This is a genomic window from Citrobacter sp. GW821-FHT02E08 (genome assembly GCF_059421685.1).
Map to the genome: position 1 here is coordinate 230,996 of NZ_JBWKVL010000004.1, position 19,497 is coordinate 250,492.

15 protein-coding genes are annotated in these 19,497 nt (G+C 54.6%); 8 read left to right on the top strand and 7 right to left on the bottom strand.

All coding sequences use genetic code 11. The features are described from left to right. Positions 1-93: 93 nt before the first annotated feature. Positions 94-2,010, bottom strand: coding sequence for a dihydroxyacetone kinase operon transcriptional regulator DhaR (gene dhaR, locus AC07UY_RS07650; RefSeq protein WP_494659893.1), 1,917 nt, complete (start codon positions 2,008-2,010; stop codon positions 94-96). Between the two features lie 324 nt (positions 2,011-2,334). Between dhaR and dhaK the strand changes: the two genes are divergently transcribed. The 4 genes from dhaK (at position 2,335) to AC07UY_RS07670 (ending at position 7,389) form a co-directional block, all read left to right on the top strand. After that, positions 2,335-3,405, top strand: coding sequence for a dihydroxyacetone kinase subunit DhaK (gene dhaK, locus AC07UY_RS07655; protein WP_494659894.1), 1,071 nt, complete (start codon positions 2,335-2,337; stop codon positions 3,403-3,405). Positions 3,406-3,416: 11 nt separating this feature from the next. Further along, positions 3,417-4,049, top strand: coding sequence for a dihydroxyacetone kinase subunit DhaL (gene dhaL, locus AC07UY_RS07660; protein WP_203358072.1), 633 nt, complete (start codon positions 3,417-3,419; stop codon positions 4,047-4,049). A 10-nt stretch (positions 4,050-4,059) separates the two neighbouring features. Continuing rightward, positions 4,060-5,493: a dihydroxyacetone kinase phosphoryl donor subunit DhaM gene (gene dhaM / locus AC07UY_RS07665; protein WP_494700989.1), complete on the top strand. Its 1,434-nt coding sequence runs from the start codon at positions 4,060-4,062 to the stop codon at positions 5,491-5,493. Positions 5,494-5,673: 180 nt separating this feature from the next. Further along, the gene (locus AC07UY_RS07670; protein ID WP_494659896.1) at positions 5,674-7,389 is read left to right on the top strand and encodes an alpha,alpha-trehalase; all 1,716 of its coding nucleotides are present in this window, start codon (positions 5,674-5,676) and stop codon (positions 7,387-7,389) included. A gap of 40 nt (positions 7,390-7,429) precedes the next feature. On the opposite strand, the gene AC07UY_RS07675 is transcribed toward AC07UY_RS07670, so the two are convergent. Then, positions 7,430-9,535: a TonB-dependent siderophore receptor gene (locus AC07UY_RS07675; RefSeq protein ID WP_494659897.1), complete on the bottom strand. Its 2,106-nt coding sequence runs from the start codon at positions 9,533-9,535 to the stop codon at positions 7,430-7,432. Between the two features lie 136 nt (positions 9,536-9,671). After that, positions 9,672-9,926, bottom strand: coding sequence for a GlsB/YeaQ/YmgE family stress response membrane protein (locus AC07UY_RS07680; RefSeq protein ID WP_203358076.1), 255 nt, complete (start codon positions 9,924-9,926; stop codon positions 9,672-9,674). Between the two features lie 202 nt (positions 9,927-10,128). On the opposite strand from AC07UY_RS07680, the gene ycgR reads away from it, so the two are divergent. Further along, positions 10,129-10,863 carry a flagellar brake protein YcgR gene (ycgR, locus tag AC07UY_RS07685; RefSeq protein WP_494659898.1) on the top strand — a complete coding sequence of 245 codons (735 nt, stop codon included), beginning with the start codon at positions 10,129-10,131 and terminating at the stop codon, positions 10,861-10,863. 12 nt (positions 10,864-10,875) lie between these two features. On the opposite strand, the gene emtA is transcribed toward ycgR, so the two are convergent. Continuing rightward, on the bottom strand, positions 10,876-11,487 hold the full coding sequence (emtA, locus tag AC07UY_RS07690; protein ID WP_276292013.1) for a membrane-bound lytic murein transglycosylase EmtA: 612 nt from the start codon (positions 11,485-11,487) through the stop codon (positions 10,876-10,878). 160 nt (positions 11,488-11,647) lie between these two features. On the opposite strand from emtA, the gene ldcA reads away from it, so the two are divergent. Then, on the top strand, positions 11,648-12,562 hold the full coding sequence (gene ldcA / locus AC07UY_RS07695) for a muramoyltetrapeptide carboxypeptidase (protein WP_203358079.1): 915 nt from the start codon (positions 11,648-11,650) through the stop codon (positions 12,560-12,562). A gap of 119 nt (positions 12,563-12,681) precedes the next feature. After that, positions 12,682-14,415: a potassium/proton antiporter gene (locus AC07UY_RS07700; RefSeq protein WP_494659899.1), complete on the top strand. Its 1,734-nt coding sequence runs from the start codon at positions 12,682-12,684 to the stop codon at positions 14,413-14,415. Positions 14,416-14,464: 49 nt separating this feature from the next. Here AC07UY_RS07700 and dadX read toward each other — a convergent pair whose 3' ends face one another. Together dadX and dadA are read right to left on the bottom strand one after the other, a co-directional pair. After that, positions 14,465-15,535, bottom strand: a complete 1,071-nt coding sequence (dadX, locus tag AC07UY_RS07705) for a catabolic alanine racemase DadX (protein WP_494700990.1) — start codon at positions 15,533-15,535, stop codon at positions 14,465-14,467. 12 nt (positions 15,536-15,547) lie between these two features. Continuing rightward, positions 15,548-16,882 carry a D-amino acid dehydrogenase gene (gene dadA, locus AC07UY_RS07710; RefSeq protein WP_494659901.1) on the bottom strand — a complete coding sequence of 445 codons (1,335 nt, stop codon included), beginning with the start codon at positions 16,880-16,882 and terminating at the stop codon, positions 15,548-15,550. Positions 16,883-17,172: 290 nt separating this feature from the next. Here dadA and AC07UY_RS07715 point away from each other — a divergent pair, with 290 nt between their 5' ends. Then, positions 17,173-18,705: a SpoVR family protein gene (locus tag AC07UY_RS07715; RefSeq protein WP_203358083.1), complete on the top strand. Its 1,533-nt coding sequence runs from the start codon at positions 17,173-17,175 to the stop codon at positions 18,703-18,705. Between the two features lie 63 nt (positions 18,706-18,768). On the opposite strand, the gene fadR is transcribed toward AC07UY_RS07715, so the two are convergent. Beyond that, positions 18,769-19,488: a fatty acid metabolism transcriptional regulator FadR gene (gene fadR / locus AC07UY_RS07720; RefSeq protein ID WP_494659902.1), complete on the bottom strand. Its 720-nt coding sequence runs from the start codon at positions 19,486-19,488 to the stop codon at positions 18,769-18,771. Between the last annotated feature and the right edge of the window lie 9 nt (positions 19,489-19,497).

The following is a 19,497-nucleotide window of genomic DNA, read 5'->3' on the forward strand; positions in this document are numbered from 1 at the left end:
TTTGCCGATCAAATCAAGCGACTTATGCGATCAGTGAATGAACCCGTTGAAGTCACAGCACATTCAGTGATCCATGCCCCGCCACGTTCAGCCTCAACGCGAGTCCTGACGACGGCGCTTAAACTGACTGACATCAATGTTGTACTGCTTTAGCTTACGCCACAGCGTTGTGCGCCCAATGTTCAACACGCTGGACATTTCCTGTACACGGCCGCCGGTGACCTTTGCTGCATGAATAATGGCGTCTTTCTCGATACCGGCAAAGGTCAGCTGGGTTGGGAGGCGCATACCGCCCTCTTCGAAGCGTTCGGTGAAAAGATGTTCCGGTAAATCGCTCAGCCGGATATGCCCGTTGTCGCAACTCATGGCGATGTTTTCGATAACGCTAAGCAACTCAAAATCATTCCCCGGCCAGGCGCAATCAACCAGCTGCGCCATCGCATCATCCTCTATCTTCAGCCGCGTCGAGAAACGTTTCTCAAGACGCGCAAGGGTATTACGCACCAGCGCTGGAATGCTGTTGCGCCGCATTCGAAGCGGTGGAATGGTGATTTCAAATGCATGTAACGCGTAGTAAAGCTGGCGACTAAAACGGTTTTGTTCCACCAGCAACGCGAGATCCAGGGTCGTAGAGGCGATGACTTTCACATCGACAGGAATCAGCCTGCGGGCATCAAGGCGCGTTAATACTCCTTGTTTGATCACCTGCAGAAGCGCCGATTGCAACTCCGGCTCCAGATATTCAATTTTCTCCAGAAATAAGGTGCCGCCGTTGGCCAGTTCCAGACGACTTAAACGCCCGCCCTCCGACGTGCCATTGGTATCGCCCTGTCCCAACACGGTATCGGCATACAGCTGACAGTTCACCGCAATATAGGGGCATTCCGCACGCTCACTTTCATTATGAATGGCCTGACTGAGCTGTTCTTTGCCGACCCCTTCCTCCCCGCAAAGTAACACCGGGAAGCGCCCCCGCGCGGCCTGACGCCCAAAATGCAGTAAGCGCCGGGTGGCAGGATCGTCGCCCGGCATTTGTGCAAAGGTGTGACTCACTTTCCCCAACTGGCTGGTCACCAACTGGCGCATCTGTTCGACCGGATGGAGCAACAGAATAAAACTGGCCCCCTGAGCCTCAATAATCGGTTTCAGAGTGATGACCGCATCCACAAATTGATGCTGGCTTTCAAACGTGACTTCGACATGGTTAAGCTGGCGCATTTGCCGGATTGCACGCTGCAAAACGGCAGGCAGCGTGACCAGATCGGTGATATTTTTCCCCTGGCTCGACTGGGCATCCAGATGCAGTAATCGCGCGGCCTGCGCATTCAGAAATTGCAGCGTTCCCTGCTCATTCCAGGCCATCACGCCGTCGACCATTCCTTCGAGCAGGCCGTACAGCTGATTCAGATGGCGATTAGACTCGGTCAGCAGGTTGTCGGTCAGCAATGAATTGCCCACTTCACGCGCTATCGCCAGCGTCAGCGGCAGATCGGACGCCGCCTCCTGCCCAACAGGGCAACACAAGGCGATGGAACCCGACTGGCGACCGTGGTTATCAAAAATAGGCGTGGAGAAGAAACTCCAGCCAGACAGCCTCCGTTTGAAATGTTGCTCGCCAGACGTTTGAATCGGCTGTCCAAGCGCAGACGCCAGGGAGAGCGCACAGGTGCCAATAAGACTTTCCGCACAGTAGGCACCGTTGATAAACCCCAGTTCGCCAAGCTGTTGCAGCGTAAGCGGATCGCCGCAGCGACTCAGAATGCAAGCCGACTCATCAAGAATAAATAACCCACATCCCCGGGGAGACATGTATTCCCAGGCATCCTCCAGCGCCGCTTGCCCTAACGCCAGCAATGCGGTCTTTCGTCGACAAATAGAGTCAAACGTCAGTCCCTGAGCCTGATGCGGCACGATCCAGGGCTCTCGCTGCATCATTGTGCTACAGCGTTGCCACGAGGTGTCAAGAATGCCAGAGACGGCGTTGTCGCCGGTTTGATGTTGAGTCGCCATGTTTTCTCCGCACGCATGCGCGCGCTTTTCCACGTCCCGAGCACCGGGAACCCTTTTTCGCCTTTTGCAGCGGCAAAGAGGGTTGAACCTCTCATTTTTGCCTAAAAATTCATCTTCACGTTCCATTATGAAACATAAATAAAAATAAATGTTCCGTATTGAAACATAAATTTGTGGAATATTTTTTTCGCGTCGCTGCGGCACAATGATCGTATCGGCAGCATGTGGTCGCCGTGTCGTTGTCCATAACCGATACCCGCACTCAGATGCCTGCGATGTGTTCCCTTTTGCAGCCATCTCATGACGACCTACGGAGCACAAAAAATGAAAAAATTGATTAACCGTGTCGAAGATGTCCTGAATGAACAGCTGGCCGGTATGGCGAAAGCCTTTCCTACACTGACGCTGCATCAGGACCCAGTATATGTCACCCGTTCAGATGCCCCTGTACAAGGGAAAGTGGCGCTGCTGTCGGGCGGCGGTAGCGGACATGAACCCATGCACTGTGGCTACATTGGTCAGGGAATGCTTTCCGGCGCCTGTCCGGGTGAAATTTTCACCTCGCCGACGCCGGACAAAATGTTTGAATGCGCGATGCGTATCGACGGCGGTGAAGGTGTCCTGCTGATTATCAAAAATTACACCGGCGATATTCTTAATTTTGAAACGGCCACCGAACTCCTGCACGACAGCGGCGTGAAGGTAACGACCGTCGTCATTGATGATGATGTGGCGGTCAAAGACAGCCTCTATACCGCCGGTCGCCGGGGAGTAGCAAACACGGTTCTGATTGAAAAACTGGTCGGCGCGGCGGCTGAACGCGGTGATTCGCTGGAAGCCTGCGCGGAACTGGGACGTAAACTTAACAACCTCGGCCACTCCATTGGTATCGCGCTGGGGGCGTGTACGGTGCCTGCCGCCGGTAAGCCCTCGTTTACCTTGCAGGATAATGAGATGGAGTTTGGCGTGGGTATTCACGGCGAACCGGGTATTGACCGTCGGGCTTTCACCTCTCTCGACAGGACCGTCGATGAAATGTTCGACACCTTGCTGGAAAACGGTGCCTACAACCGTACGTTACGTCACTGGGATCCCGTACAGGGCGCATGGCAAGAAGACAAACAGGGCAAACAACCGCTGCAACGCGGCGATCGCGTGATTGCGCTGGTCAACAATCTTGGCGCGACGCCGTTATCCGAGCTGTTCGGCGTCTATAACCGACTCGAAAGCCGTTGTCAGGACGCGGGCATTCACATCGAACGCAATCTGATCGGATCTTACTGCACCTCCCTGGATATGGCCGGATTTTCCATCACCCTCTTAAAAGTGGACGATGAGACGCTGGCATTATGGGATGCCCCGGTACATACCCCGGCCCTCAACTGGGGTAAATAAGGAGATTTTTTATGTCGCTCAACAGAACGCAAATTGTTAACTGGCTCTACCTGTGCGGTGAAATCTTCACCAAAGAGAGTGATTTCCTCACCGGGCTCGACAGAGAAATTGGCGATGCTGACCACGGTTTAAACATGCATCGCGGATTTAGCAAAGTGGTCGAAAAATTACCCGCGATTGCCGACAAAGACATCGGTTTTATTTTGAAAAATACCGGAATGGTGCTGCTCTCCAGCGTCGGGGGTGCCAGCGGACCACTGTTTGGCACCTTTTTCATTCGCGCCGCTCAGGTTACCCAGTCCCATCAAAGTCTGACCCTCGACGAGGTCTATGCAATGGTGCGCGAAGGCGCCGAAGGTGTGGTCAGCCGGGGCAAAGCCGAACCGGGTGATAAAACGATGTGCGATGTCTGGCTGCCGGTGGTGGAATCCTTGCGCCACTCCTGCGAACACGCGCTGTCCGTACCGGCAGCGCTGGAGGCCGCCCGTCTCCAGGCGGAAGCGGCGGCGCAAAGCACCATCACCATGCAGGCGCGTAAAGGTCGCGCCAGCTACCTCGGCGAGCGCAGCATCGGTCACCAGGATCCGGGAGCGACTTCCGTCATGTTTATGGTGCAATGTCTGGCGGCAGCCTCCAGAGAGTAAGGGGAATACGATGGTAAACCTGGTCATTGTTTCTCATAGCGCCAGGCTGGGCGAAGGCGTTAGGGAGTTAGCCCAGCAGATGTTGATGGGGGGAAGCTGCAAACTCGCGGTTGCTGCGGGTATTGATGACCCGCAAAACCCCATTGGCACCGATCCCATCAAAGTGATGGAAGCCATTGAGTCCGTGGCTGACGCAGACCACGTGCTGGTGATGATGGATATTGGCAGCGCGCTGCTGAGCGCAGAAACGGCGCTGGATTTGCTCGACCCGACTATTGCGGCGAAAGTGCGTCTGTGTGCCGCACCGCTGGTTGAGGGAACGCTCGCGGCGACCGTGAGCGCAGCGACGGGCGCCGGTATCGACAAAGTCATCAGCGACGCCATGAACGCCCTTGACGCCAAACGTGAGCAACTGGGTTTACCTTCGCCGTTTGAAGCAAGCAACCCCACAACGGCATTTTCAGCCCACGACAGTGAAGCGCGTTCGCTTTCCGTCGTCATCAAAAACCGTCATGGGCTCCACGTGAGACCCGCTTCACGGCTGGTCGCCACCCTTTCGGGCTTTAACGCCGACATGCTGCTGGAAAAAAACGGTAAATGCGTCACCCCAGACAGCCTGAATCAAATCGCCTTGCTGCAAATACGCTGCAACGACATGCTACGACTGATCGCCAAAGGTGAACAGGCAGACGAGGCGCTGGCGGCGTTCAAACAGCTTGCCGCAGAGAATTTTGGCGATGCCCTGGAAGAGAGCGGGTCTGGCGATCCGTCGCACCCGTTACCCGACCCGGTAACCGGCACCGCGTTTTGCTATTCCCCCGACCTGCCAGACTTCGCCAGTAGCACGACCGACTCTGTGCAGTATGAACAGCAGCGTCTTCGCGCCGCCATCCGGCTTACGCTTGACGACCTCAGCGCATTGACGGCGCTGGCGGAAGAAAAATACTCCGCTGACCTGGCCGCTATTTTCTCCGGGCACCACACGTTGCTGGACGACCCGGAACTGTATGACATGGCCAGCGCATTCATTCTCCATCAACACTACAGCGCAGAAGCGGCGTGGCAAAGTGTACTGAACGACCTCCGAGAACAGTATCAACATCTCGACGATGCCTATTTGCAGGCGCGCTACATCGACATCGACGATCTGCTCCACCGTACGCTTCGGCATCTGAGTGGCATAAAGGCGCAAATGCCCCTCTTCACTCGCCCGACTGTCGTGCTCACGGACAATATTTTCCCGTCCACCGTGTTACTGCTCGACCCGCAATTCGTGAAAGGGATTGGCCTGAGTGCTGGCAGAGAGATGTCACACTCCGCGCTCATCGCCCGTGAGATGGGCATCGGCTGGCTTTGTCAGCAGGGCGAGTCTGTCAGTACGCTGAAGACCGGAGAAACGGTAACGCTGGATCTCGCCAACCGCCGCATTCTCCGCCCAGAGTAAACCCATAAATAGCGCGTCCCTGCCCGAAAAAGGCCGCGCTATTCATGTCATGCCCTACGGCGAGAAATGCCCGTGAGTTCCCAAAATGTCGGTTCAATCACGCGCAGAGGGCAATCGTGGACTAAGGTTTTCTCAAGGTAAATGCCGTTAACTCAGGCACACCGCTAAGGAGGAACCTCAATGATAACCCCAGCTATTCGCCAACCAGGCGTATTGTCTTTCATGATTAAACTGGCTCTGACCGGGACGTTTCTGACGCTCGCCTCGTTGTCTGTACATGCGGAAGAATCCAATGACAGTCTGCCGCAACCCCCGGATATTCTGCTGGGACCGCTATTTAATGATGTGCAGACCGCCAAACTGTTCCCCGACCAGAAGACGTTTGCCGACGCCGTTCCCAATAGCGATCCCCTGACGATCCTTGCCGATTATCGAATGCAAAAAAGTCAGTCTGGCTTCGATCTACGCCATTTTGTCGACGTGAATTTTACGCTGCCCAAAGAGGGGGAAAAATACGTTCCTCCGGACGGACAATCGCTGCGTGAACATATTGACGGGCTGTGGCCGGTATTGACCCGTTCGACAAAAAGCGCGGGGAAATGGGACTCTTTGCTGCCGCTGCCTGAGCCTTATGTCGTGCCCGGCGGACGTTTTCGGGAGATCTATTACTGGGATAGCTATTTCACGATGCTGGGACTGGCTGAAAGTGACCACTGGGATAAAGTCGCGAATATGGTCGCCAATTTCGGCTACGAGATTGACAGTTGGGGCCATATTCCCAACGGCAACCGCAGCTATTATTTAAGCCGTTCACAGCCCCCCTTCTTCGCGTTTATGGTGGAGTTGCTGGCGCAACATGAGGGCGATGACGCCCTGAAAAAATATCTGCCGCAGTTGCAAAAAGAGTATGCCTGGTGGATGGAGGGGGCAGAATCTCTTCAGCCAGGGCAACAACATAAGCGGGTGGTCAAACTCGACGATGGCACGGTGTTGAACCGTTACTGGGATGAGCGTGACACGCCACGTCCGGAATCCTGGGTAGAAGATATCGCCACCGCGAAGAGCAATCCGAATCGCCCGGCCACGGAAATTTATCGCGACCTGCGATCGGCGGCCGCCTCCGGCTGGGATTTTAGCTCACGCTGGATGGATGATCCGCAACAACTCAGTACCACCCGTACTACCAGTATCGTCCCTGTCGACCTCAATGCGCTGCTGTATAAAATGGAAAAAATTCTCGCCCGTGCCAGTAAAGCCGCAGGCGACGATGCCAAAGCCAGCCAGTACGAAACCCTCGCCAGCGCGAGACAAAAAGGAATCGAGGACCATCTGTGGAATACCAAAGAGGGGTGGTACGCTGACTACGATCTGAAGAGCAAGAAAGTCCGTAATCAACTGACGGCGGCGACGCTGTTCCCGCTGTATGTGAATGCCGCGGCAAACGATCGGGCCAGCAAAGTGGCGGCGGCAACTCAGGCGCATTTACTGCAACCTGGCGGCCTTGCCACGACCTCGGTGAAAAGCGGACAGCAGTGGGATGCCCCCAATGGCTGGGCGCCGTTACAGTGGGTCGCGACCGAAGGGTTACAAAATTATGGTCAGGATACGGTTGCCATGGAGGTCAGCTGGCGTTTTCTGACCAATGTTCAACACACCTGGGAGCGCGAGAAAAAGCTGGTCGAGAAGTATGATGTCAGCAGCACCGGGACGGGCGGCGGCGGTGGCGAGTATCCGCTGCAGGATGGGTTTGGCTGGACTAACGGCGTAACCCTGAAAATGCTCGATCTGATTTGCCCGAAAGAAAAACCGTGCGACAACGTACCCGCTACGCGCCCCACGCCGACAGAGACCGCGCAGCCTGCGCCACAAAAACAGACCACGCCCTCTACTCCGTAAACAGGATGAAATGACCCGGCGTTCTTCCGGGTCATTTTTATCAGAAACTGTAGCTCGCACCGACCTGCACCGTGCGATCGCGACCGATCCAGCAGTTGGTGCTGTCATAACAGCTGAAGGTCTCTTTGTTGGTGATGTTCTGCGCGCTGGCTTTCAACGTGACGCCAGTCAGCGACGGCAACGCTTCTCCCAGACGATACGACACGGCCATGTCGTACTGCGTGGTGCCGCCAAGCTTACCCCCTTTATTATCCGGCGAGATCTCCATCGGCCCGGTATAACGTGCCCCGGTGCCAATGGTCAGCCCTCGCAGAACCGTCTCATCAAAGGTGTAGTCGCCCCACAGGTTAAACGCGTTTTCGGGTACCTGCGTCGGGCGTTTACCTTCGTACGTCTCATCTTCGGTATTGATGGCATGGGTATAGGCGTAGTTGGCGATCAGCGTGATGTTATCCGCCGGGCGGCTCACGACAGACACCTCTGCCCCTTTCGACTCTATCTCGCCGGTCTGACGGTAATCCCAGGTTGGCGTGGCGGAGAGGACATTTTTCTGGCGAATGTTGAACACCGAGGCGGTAAAGGTGGTGGCATATTCTGCCAGCAGGTATTTCACCCCGCCCTCAACCTGCTTGCTGGTGGTCGGCTTTACATCCTTTGCCGTCAATGTACCTTGTGGCGAAATCGGCTTAAAGCCTTCGGAGTAGCTGATGAACGGGGAGATACCATTTTCGAAGGCGTACAGCGCGCCCAGACGTTTGGTTACGCGATCCTGCGAGATCCATGTTTTCTCGCCATTTTGCATATCATCCGTGGTGGTGGAGCGGTAGTCGTCGTACCGCACGCTCGCCAACAGATTCAGCCCGCCAAATTCCACCTGATCCTGCAAATAGTAACCATTCTGCTGGTAGGAGAGACGGTTTTTCTGCGCGGTATAAAGCCCGAGTTCATCGCTGTGAATTTGATGGTAGTTCGGATCGCGCATATCGATCCCCGGCGTGTTGCTGGCGTAACGATACAAGTAATGGCTATCGAGTTTTTGGTAGTCAAAACCCGCCAGCAAATGGTGTTTCCAGTCACCCAGCTCAAGGGTTTTGGTCACCTGGTTGTCAATATTAAAGCTCTTCAGATCTTCATCGGTGGTGTAGGCAAAACGGTTTAACTCCCACACCGGATTCGTGCCATTCCCGGTTGAGTAGACGCTGCGCTGATGGGTATCGACATCAAAATAGCGGGCTTTCTGCGTAAAGCCCCAGCCGCTGTCAAACTGGTGTTCAAAACTGTACCCCAGCATCCATTGCCGCTGTTTGAAACCGCTCCACTCGTCCCCGGCATAGTCACGGGAATCGGCATACCCTGAGCGCAAATAGGCAATGGGCAGCGGGTTGGAAGGTGACAACGACGGCGTGTTCTGCGCCAGCGCATCGATGGTCAGCCGTGTTTTATTATCCGGCTGCCAGGTGACAGAGGGCGCCACCAGATAGTTTTCATAACGGGTGGTGTGCGGCTGATCGTCGCCTTCCGTGGCTTTGCCCAGCAGACGGTAATTCCAGTCGCTGTCGCTGATTTGCCCTGTCGAATCCAGATAACCCTCTTTCAGATTGCGGGTCCCGGTCGTAAAGCCCATTTCCGTTTTTTGTTCCGCTTGCGGCTTTTTCCCCTGGATGTTAACCAGCCCACCAGGCGATCCATTCCCATAAAGCACCGATGCCGGACCTTTCAGAATATCCACGCTTTCAATCATCAGGGGATCGATCCGCGCTTTGGTATTGCCGGTCACGTTATAGGGGAGTTGTAAGCCGTTGTAGTACTCCTGCTCGACCGTAAAGCCACGAATTTTGTACTCGCTCATGTACGAAGTACTGCCCCGCACCTCCGTAGAAACGCCCGGTGCGTAGCGTAGGATCTCATTCACTGAGTTCGCATGACGCTGTTCGATCTCTTTACTGTCGATGGTGTTAATGACCTGCGGCGTTTTGCTTTCCGGCACGGCCGACTTGGTGGCGCTGTTGGTCCAGGCGGGCAGCAGACTCTCCTGACCGGCGGCCGTCACGACAATGGTTGATTCTTCGGCATAAGACGGGAGTGTCAGTGCCAGGGTGATACATCCAGAGAGCGCGCGCAACGTAAAACAATGGGTGGTTTTCATGGGTGAATTATTACATGAGAAATGGAACGACAATTATTCGCATTTTCATTAACAAATCAAGCTATCCCTTCCCCTTTACATTCCTGCGGTTACGGAACCTGCAGAAAGAAAAACGGCCCCCGCAGGAGCCGTTCTGTTAATTTCGCCGCAGGAGTCGAAAGACGCCCAGCACAAGAATCGCACCAACGACGGCCACCAGGAAACTATTCAAATTGAATCCACTGATACTGCCGCCAATGCCAAACATGGTCGCCAACCATCCACCGACAACTGCACCCACGATACCGAGAATGCAGGTCAGGAAAAAACCTCCACCATCACGGCCCGGCATGATCAGTTTGGCGATAACACCTGCAATCAGACCAAAAACAATCCAGGCAATAATTCCCATTTTCAGGCCCTCTTTCCAGTGAACGCATGCGCAAGACGTTCTTGCACTCGCACCCTAAGTATAGGCAAGCCACGATTCTGCGCTTTTGGACGCCGCCTTAATTCGTTCAGTTTGAAAAAAAATTTCACCCATTTGTATTAAGTTCTGTCGCGCAATGCCGATAACTGACGACAGTCTGTCAGGTATCCAGGAGTCATTAGGCGTGAGTCATTACCATGAGCAGTTCCTGAAACAAAATCCATTGGCGGTGTTAGGCGTTCTTCGTGACCTCAATAAGAATCAGGTTCCGTTACGCATTTCATGGTCAGGAGGCCAGTTCATCAGCAAAATTCTCGCGGTCAGCCCGGAGAGTCTGGTGATGGATTTCGGCAGTCAGGAGAATGAAAACCTTGCGGCTCAGCGCGCCAGACAAATAACCATTACCGCCGAAACGCAGGGCGCGAAAGTCGAATTTACGCTACCGCAGTTGCAGAGCGGTGAATACCAGCAGCTTCCGGCGTTTATCACTGCGCTACCGCCCACCCTGTGGTTCGTACAACGACGCGAATATTTCCGTATCTGCGCCCCGCTGCATCCTCCCTACGTCTGCTCAGCAAAAATGCCGGACAACAGCACGCTGCGTTTTCGCTTATTCGATCTCTCTCTCGGGGGCATGGGCGCATTGCTGGAAGGCGCCAAACCCGAAGGGTTGAAGGAGGGAATGCGGTTTTCTCAGATTGAACTCAACATGGGCGAATGGGGAATTTTCCATTTTGACGCGCAGCTCATCTCGATTAGCGAGCGTAAAGTGATCGACGGGAAAAATGAAACGATCACCACTCCCCGCCTGAGTCTGCGTTTTCTTAACGTCAGCCCGGCGGTGGAGCGGCAATTACAGCGGATTATCTTTTCGCTGGAGCGCGAAGCGCGGGAAAAAGCGAATAAAGTGCGCGAGTAACATCAACCCCGGTTACATGGCATTCAGCGCTTGCTGAAGTTTCCAGATATAGCGCGGTGCCTGTGGCGCAGGATGGTTATCGGCAACATGTTCGATAAACTCATCAGGATCAAGATCGTTGATCTTGCTGATCGCTTTTTTCCTGTCAGAGGAGAAGGTACGCAGTAGCGCGCCAGCCCCGTTCGCGTAGGAAACCACCAGCGCATATTGCATCACCTGCGGATCTTCGATGCCGGCCAGCGGACCGTTTTCCAGAATGCTCAGATAGGCGGCGCCCATGGAGATATTACGTTCCGGGTTTTTCAACTCGCTGGTCGACGGCTCGCCGCTCCACCCCATCCGGCGATAGACATCCCGTCCGGAAGTAGAAGCTTTCAACTGCATCAATCCTACGGCATTCGATTTACTGACCGCATTAGGGTTACCGCCGGATTCAATCGCGATAATCGCGGTGATCAGTTGAGGATCCACGCCCCAGGCCGCACCGGCTTTTTCGCTGATTGGCATCCATTGCATCGCGCGTTTGACCGGAACTTCCGCATTCCAGGGCGGATTTTTATAATCCTGCTTTGAACTACAACCCGCCAGTAACACGATTAAAAAAGCAAACCATCTCAATTTCACTTCGTCTATCCTTTTAGCCGGAATCCATCGTTGAGGTGACAACAACACAACGTTACGCTGAAACTTCAGCAGGCCGGATAAGCAAAGCACTACCCGGCAAAACGTTCTAATATATGCGGCATGATATACATTTGCATTCTATTGTCAGCAAGGAATTGCCATGTCTTTGTTTCATTTAATTGCTCCATCGGGCTACTGCATCAATCAACAAGCCGCATTACGCGGGCTTACGCGTCTTAGGGAAACGGGGCATCAGGTGAATAACGCCTCGGTCATCCATCGCCGTGAACAGCGCTTTGCCGGAACGGAAGCAGAACGCCTGGCTGACGTGAATTCCCTCGCCAGCCTGACCACTGCCGATACCATTGTGATGCCGGTGCGTGGCGGTTATGGCGCCAGCCGTTTGCTGGAGAACATTGACTGGCAGGCCCTGACGGCCCGACAACAGCACAACCCGTTACTGATCTGCGGGCACAGCGACTTTACCGCCATTCAGTCCGGTTTACTCGCCCAGGGTAACGTCATCACCTTTAGCGGCCCAATGCTGGCGGCTAACTTTGGCGCTGAAGAAATGAACGCCTTCACGGAATACCATTTCTGGCTCGCGCTACGCAACGCGCAATATACCGTGGAGTGGCAAGGTCAGGGGCCAGCCTGTCAGACCGAAGGGACGCTGTGGGGCGGCAATCTGGCGATGCTGATTTCGCTCATCGGCACACCGTGGATGCCGAAAATTGAAAACGGCATACTGGTGCTGGAAGACATTAATGAGCATCCTTTCCGCGTTGAGCGTATGCTGTTGCAACTGCTTGATGCCGGTATTTTAAACCGGCAAAACGCGATTGTACTGGGCAGCTTTAGCGGCAGTACACCAAACGAGTATGATGCAGGTTACGATCTCGACGCGGTTTACGCCTTTTTGCGCTCACGTCTGTCTGTACCGCTGATTACTGGCCTGGATTTTGGTCATGAGCAACGCACCGTGACCCTGCCATTAGGCGCACATGCGGTGCTGAAAAATACAAAAGAAACTACCCAACTCACGATATCGGGTCACCCCGTACTCAAATCGTAAAAAAACCGGTCCGAAAGTGCAAAGCCTGACCCGTCAGGCTTTCAGCAACACGCTGTTTCTGTCGTTTTTGTGTTAGGGTTTATTATTAAGAAACAGCGTAATTCAGGAGTAACCGAACGTTGGATGCCGCAGCAATCATTAGTCTGTTTATTTTGGGTTCAGTCCTCGTAACCTGCAGTATTTTATTAAGTTCATTCTCATCCCGCCTCGGCATCCCTATTCTGGTTATTTTTCTCGCTATCGGTATGCTCGCGGGCGTGGACGGCGTGGGCGGTATCCCCTTTGATAACTACCCGTTCGCTTACATGGTGAGTAACCTTGCGCTGGCGATCATTTTGCTGGATGGCGGCATGCGCACGCAGGCCAGCTCTTTTCGCGTTGCGCTGGGACCGGCCTTATCGCTGGCCACCGTCGGGGTTCTTATCACCTCCGGATTAACCGGGATGATGGCGGCATGGCTGTTTCACCTTGATCTCATTGAGGGATTGCTGATTGGCGCCATTGTCGGCTCAACGGATGCAGCGGCGGTATTTTCATTGCTGGGCGGTAAAGGGCTTAACGAACGTGTGGGGTCCACACTTGAGATCGAGTCCGGAAGTAACGATCCGATGGCGGTGTTTCTGACCATTACGCTGATTGCGATGATCCAGAATCATGAGACGAGTCTGAGCTGGATGTTTGCAGTCCACATCATCCAACAGTTTGGCCTGGGGATTATGCTCGGCTTAGGCGGCGGCTACCTGCTTTTGCAGATGATTAACCGCATATCGCTGCCCACCGGTCTGTATCCTTTGCTGGCGCTCAGCGGCGGGATCCTCATTTTCGCCGTCACCACCGCGCTGGAAGGCAGCGGCATACTGGCGGTGTACCTGTGTGGATTCCTGCTGGGCAATCGCCCGATTCGCAACCGGTTTGGGATCCTGCAAAACTTTGATGGCCTCGCCTGGCTGGCGCAAATCGCCATGTTCCTGGTGCTGGGGCTGCTCGTCAATCCTTCGGATCTACTGCCGATTGCCGTTCCGGCGTTGATATTGTCCGCCTGGATGATCTTTGTTGCCCGCCCGTTGTCGGTCTTCGCGGGGCTGCTGCCATTTCGCGGCTTTAATCTGCGCGAGCGGACGTTCATCAGTTGGGTTGGCTTGCGGGGGGCGGTGCCGATTATCCTCGCGGTCTTCCCGATGATGGCCGGACTGGAGAATGCGCGGTTGTTCTTCAATGTCGCGTTCTTCGTGGTGCTGATCTCCCTACTGCTTCAGGGCACGTCGCTCTCCTGGGCGGCTAAAAAAGCCAAAGTGGTGGTTCCCCCTGTGGGCTGGCCGGTCTCTCGCATGGGGCTGGACATCCATCCGGAAAACCCTTGGGAGCAGTTTGTTTATCAGCTGAGCGCCGACAAATGGTGCGTTGGCGCGGCGCTGCGCGATCTGCACATGCCAGAGGATACGCGCATTGCCGCCCTGTTTCGCGATAATGCCCTGTTTCATCCAACCGGCAGTACTCGCCTGCGTGAAGGCGACGTCCTGTGCGTGATTGGCCGCGAGCGTGACCTGCCTGCGTTGGGGAAACTGTTCAGCGAGTCGCCGCCCGTGGCGTTGGATCAGCGCTTCTTCGGCGACTTTATTCTGGAAGCCAGCGCGAAATATGCTGATGTGGCGCTGATTTACGGGCTGGACGATGGCACAGAGTACCGCGATAAGCAGCAGACGCTGGGTGAAATTGTTCAGCAACTGCTTGGCGCCGCCCCGGTCGTGGGTGATCAGGTGGAGTTTGCCGGTATGATCTGGACAGTGGCGGAAAAAGAAGACAATGCGGTACTGAAGGTCGGTGTTCGTGTCGCAGAGGATGAAGCGGAATAACGACGCAACATGCCGGATACGCCCAAGGCGATATCCGGCAGTTGTTAAGTTACACTGTCACTACTGGCACGCGTAACGCTAACGCGCACATCAGCTCATAACCTACCGTGCCTGCTGCAGAGGCGACATCGTCAATTTTCACCTCTTTGCCCCACAGCTCCACCGGCGTGCCAATCCCCGCCTGTGGACACGGCGTCAGATCCACCGCCAGCATATCCATCGATACCGTCCCCACCGTTCCGGTACGGACACCGTCGACGAGGACGGGGGTTCCGCTCGACGCATGGCGCGGATAGCCGTCCGCATAACCGGCAGCGACAATACCGATGCGCTGTTCGCCACGGGCGGTATAGCGCCCGCCGTACCCCACCCGATCGCCCGCTTTCAGGGTCTGTACGCCAATGATTTCGCTGCGAAGGGTCATCACCGGCTTCAGCCCGGTATTGGCGATATCCTGCCACTTTCCTGACGGCGAGGCGCCATACAGAATGATACCCGGGCGCACCCAGTCAAAATGGGCCTCAGGATGCCATAGCGTGGCCGCCGAGTTTGACAACGAGCGACGACACTCCAGTCCTTCCGTGGCCTGAGATACCCGGGCCATGGCTTCACGGATGCCATCCGGATGCTCGGCATCCGCAAAGTGCGACATCAGCGTCAGTTCGCCGACATTCGGCATCGCACGCAGTTGCTGCCAGACGGTTTGCACTCTTTCCGGCAGGAACCCCAATCGGTTCATGCCGGTATTGACCTTCAGATAGACATCCAGCGGCGCGTTTAATCGGGCATTCTGTAGCGCTTTTAGCTGCCAGTTGCTGTGCACGCTGGTTGTCAGACGGTATTTGTCGTACAACGCCAGATCTTCTGCGTGGAAAAAGCCTTCCAGCATCAGAATTGGCCCCTTCCAGCCGCGTTCCCGCAGAGTGACTGCCTCCTCCAGATTGAGCAGGGCAAAGCCGTCAGTCGCGCCCAAAGCCGACCAGACGCGATCAATGCCATGCCCATACGCATTGGCCTTTACCACCGACCAGATACGGGAGTTCGGTGCTGCCTGGCGCGCAATCCCCAGGTTTTGTTTCATCGCCTGCAGGTCAAGGCTGGCCAGTATAGGACGAGTCATCCGGATTCCTTATTAGCTATGTGCGCCATGCAAATGTCGTGGACGTGAGGGGGTAAATCCCGGTTGGTAACGCGCAACGCTCAGGTCATCGTACGGGATAGCCGGCGTCCGTCCGGAAAGAATGTCGCTCAGCAATTGCCCCGAGCCACAGGCCATGGTCCACCCCAGCGTGCCGTGTCCGGTGTTCAGCCAGAGATTTTTGAAGGGGGTACGCCCTACCACTGGCGTACCGTCTGGCGTCATCGGGCGCAGTCCGGTCCAGAACGTGGCCTGTTCAACATGTCCGCCGCGTGGGAAGAGATCGCGTACGACCATCTCCAGCGTTTCACGACGCGGTTGCAGCAGTTCGGTATTAAAGCCCACAATCTCCGCCATCCCGCCCACACGGATGCGATTATCAAAACGGGTAATCGCAATTTTGTAGGTTTCATCGAGAATCGTAGACACCGGCGCGCCATCCTCCTGCGCCACCGGAATGGTCAGCGAATAACCTTTTAGCGGATAGACCGGAATATCGACAATCCCTTTGAGCATCGCCGTCGAATAAGAGCCAAACGCCATCACATACGCATCGGCCTTAATAATTTCCTCGCCGCACTTCACGCCATAAATCTGCTCGCCCTCATAAAGCAACTTTTCCACCGGCGTGTTGAAGCGGAATTTAACGCCCGCCTGCTCCGCCATCAGCGCCAGATGTTGGGTAAACAGCTGGCAATCGCCGGTTTCATCATTCGGCAACCGCAGGCCACCGGTCAGCTTGTGCGCCACTTCCGCCAGCGCCGGTTCGACTTCAGCCAGACGGCTGGACTCCAGCAACTGATACGGAACACCTGCATCTTCGAGCACGGCAATATCGCGGGTTGCGTTTTCGTACTGCTGCTCGGTACGGAACAGCTGCAGGGTTCCGCCCTGACGGCCTTCATACTGAATACCGGTTGATGCGCGCAGCGCTTTCAGACAGTCACGGCTGTATTCCGCCAGACGCACCATGCGTCCTTTGTTTTCCATGTAATGGCTTGTGTCACAGTTACGCAACATTTGCCACATCCATTTAAGTTGAAATTGCGTCCCGTCAAGGCGAACGGCCAGCGGTGCGTGCCGCTGGAACATCCATTTAATTGCCTTCAATGGAACACCGGGTGCCGCCCACGGCGCCGCATACCCCGGGGAGATTTGCCCCGCATTCGCAGCACTGGTTTCCAGCGCCGGGCCGGGTTCGCGGTCAATGACGGTCACGTCATGTCCAGCCTGACTCAGATACCAGGCGCTGGTCACGCCGACAACGCCACTTCCCAGTATGACAACTCGCATAGCCACTCCGTTAACAGTAGGTAAAAGAACAATCATCTAATTACATCTTGATAACTCAGATGAAAATATTATTCAACATATGGCTTTTTTATGGTGACGTATCTCACATATGTCTCTTATGTCAGGCATATTGCTGGTTTGGGATCTCCTGCTGCGCGTCATTTTTATCCAGCATAAAATGCTGTAGCACCTGCGTTATACGGCATCCCAATAACGTGAAATCGCAAAGAAAAATTTTCCTCACCAGCACGCTTTTTAACACGGTGTTCTATGCTTGAGATGAGGTGCTCCAGACAGAGAGCGCCGCTAACAATGAGGGTGCGCGAATGGCTACGATTGATTCCATGAATAAGGACACCACACGTTTGAGCGATGGACCCGACTGGACGTTTGATCTGCTGGATATCTATCTGGCGGAAATAGACCGCGTGGCGAAACTCTACAGACTGGACACCTACCCGCACCAAATCGAGGTGATCACCTCCGAACAGATGATGGATGCCTACTCCAGCGTTGGCATGCCGATCAACTATCCTCACTGGTCGTTTGGCAAAAAATTTATCGAAACCGAGCGGCTGTATAAACATGGTCAGCAAGGGTTAGCCTATGAAATCGTGATTAACTCTAACCCGTGTATCGCCTATTTAATGGAAGAGAACACCATCACCATGCAGGCGCTGGTGATGGCGCACGCCTGCTATGGGCACAACTCGTTCTTCAAAAATAACTACCTGTTCCGCAGCTGGACAGACGCCAGTTCGATTGTCGACTACCTGATTTTCGCGCGGAAATACATTACCGAATGCGAAGAGCGCTACGGTGTGGATGAGGTGGAAAAACTGCTCGACTCTTGTCACGCGCTGATGAACTACGGCGTCGACCGTTACAAACGACCGCAAAAAATCTCCTTACAGGAAGAAAAAGCCCGGCAGAAGAGCCGCGAAGAGTATCTGCAAAGTCAGGTCAATATGCTGTGGCGCACCCTGCCGAAACGCGAAGAAGAGAAAACCATCGCCGAGGCGCGTCGTTATCCGTCTGAGCCACAGGAAAACCTGCTCTACTTTATGGAGAAAAACGCCCCGCTGCTCGAATCCTGGCAGCGTGAGATCCTGCGTATCGTGCGTAAGGTGAGCCAGTATTTCTACCCACAGAAACAGACGCAGGTGATGAACGAAGGCTGGGCGACCTTCTGGCATTACACCATCCTCAATCATCTGTACGATGAGGGTAAAGTGACCGAACGGTTTATGCTGGAATTTTTGCACAGCCATACCAACGTGGTGTTCCAGCCGCCGTACAACAGTCCGTGGTATAGCGGGATTAACCCCTATGCGCTCGGCTTTGCCATGTTCCAGGATATCAAGCGTATTTGTCAGTCACCCACCGAAGAGGACAAATACTGGTTCCCGGACATCGCGGGTTCCGACTGGCTGGAAACGCTCCATTTTGCGATGCGCGACTTTAAAGACGAGAGCTTTATCAGTCAGTTCCTGTCGCCCAAAGTGATGCGTGATTTCCGCTTGTTCACCGTGCTGGACGACGACAGACACAATTACCTGGAGATTTCGGCGATTCACAACGAGGAGGGATATCGTGAAATTCGCAACCGTCTCTCATCGCAGTACAACCTGAGCAATCTGGAGCCGAATATTCAGGTCTGGAATGTTGACCTCCGGGGCGATCGCTCTCTGACATTGCGCTACATTCCGCACAACCGTGCACCGCTGGACAAGGGGCGTAAAGAGGTCCTGAAACATGTGCATCGGTTATGGGGATTTGATGTGATGCTGGAACAGCAAAACGAGGACGGTAGCGTCGAGCTTCTGGAGCGTTGCCCACCGCGCATGAACAGCCTGTAAAAAAAGGCCCCTTCATCATGAAGGGGCCTTTTTACTCTTTTCGCCGATGATTCAAAGAGCCGCTTAGCGGCCCTGAATCGCTAAATCACCGGGCAGATTTTTCTGCATACGATGCCAGATTTCACCACTGTCATGACCGTAGCGACGCACCGTTTCATAAACCTGATCGTGAGAGCCTTGCTCACACAGCGTTGACAGCTTGTGGTAAAACGCCAGCGCCAGGCTGCGCGCTTCAGGATTCGCGAAATAGTGACGACCAATGCGGGTGTACAGCCCTTTCATTCCATTAATAATCAGACCGTAAATGGGGTTACCGGAGGCAAACGCCAGACCACGGAAAATGTTGTAGTCCAGATCGGAGAACGCATCGGCGTGATCGGCCACTTCGTTTGCCGTCGCCAGCACTTCTTGTGCTTTATCCGGATGTTGACGAAGCGCTGTGCGGATAAAGATGGTGGAAATGTTGGTACGCACCGATAACAAATTATCGATCAACTGCGGGACACTCTCGTGATCGAGTCGCGCGAGCGTCTCGAGAATATTAAGCCCGGACGTTTCCCAGAAATTATTCACCTTCGTCGGTTTGCCGTGCTGAATGGTCAACCAACCGTCTCGCGCCAGACGCTGCAACACTTCACGTAATGTGGTACGCGTTACCCCGATAAGCTCGGAGAGTTCACGTTCTGCAGGCAAGATAGTGCCAGGTGGGAAGCGGTTATTCCAGATACTTTCAATAATGTACTCTTCCGCGAAACCCGCCGGGCTCTGCGCCTTAATGACCATAGTGAGATT

Bases quoted from the DNA above. Each gene is read 5' to 3' on its own strand.
- dhaR (WP_494659893.1), bottom strand. From the start codon at position 2,010: ATGGCGACTCAACATCAAACCGGCGACAACGCCGTCTCTGGCATTCTT.
- ldcA (WP_203358079.1), top strand. From the start codon at position 11,648: ATGTCTTTGTTTCATTTAATTGCTCCATCGGGCTACTGCATCAATCAA.
- AC07UY_RS07680 (WP_203358076.1), bottom strand. From the start codon at position 9,926: ATGGGAATTATTGCCTGGATTGTTTTTGGTCTGATTGCAGGTGTTATC.
- AC07UY_RS07715 (WP_203358083.1), top strand. From the start codon at position 17,173: ATGGCTACGATTGATTCCATGAATAAGGACACCACACGTTTGAGCGAT.
- dhaM (WP_494700989.1), top strand. From the start codon at position 4,060: ATGGTAAACCTGGTCATTGTTTCTCATAGCGCCAGGCTGGGCGAAGGC.
- dadX (WP_494700990.1), bottom strand. From the start codon at position 15,535: ATGACTCGTCCTATACTGGCCAGCCTTGACCTGCAGGCGATGAAACAA.
- dadA (WP_494659901.1), bottom strand. From the start codon at position 16,882: ATGATTGTTCTTTTACCTACTGTTAACGGAGTGGCTATGCGAGTTGTC.
- AC07UY_RS07670 (WP_494659896.1), top strand. From the start codon at position 5,674: ATGATAACCCCAGCTATTCGCCAACCAGGCGTATTGTCTTTCATGATT.
- AC07UY_RS07675 (WP_494659897.1), bottom strand. From the start codon at position 9,535: ATGAAAACCACCCATTGTTTTACGTTGCGCGCGCTCTCTGGATGTATC.
- dhaL (WP_203358072.1), top strand. From the start codon at position 3,417: ATGTCGCTCAACAGAACGCAAATTGTTAACTGGCTCTACCTGTGCGGT.
- fadR (WP_494659902.1), bottom strand. From the start codon at position 19,488: ATGGTCATTAAGGCGCAGAGCCCGGCGGGTTTCGCGGAAGAGTACATT.
- dhaK (WP_494659894.1), top strand. From the start codon at position 2,335: ATGAAAAAATTGATTAACCGTGTCGAAGATGTCCTGAATGAACAGCTG.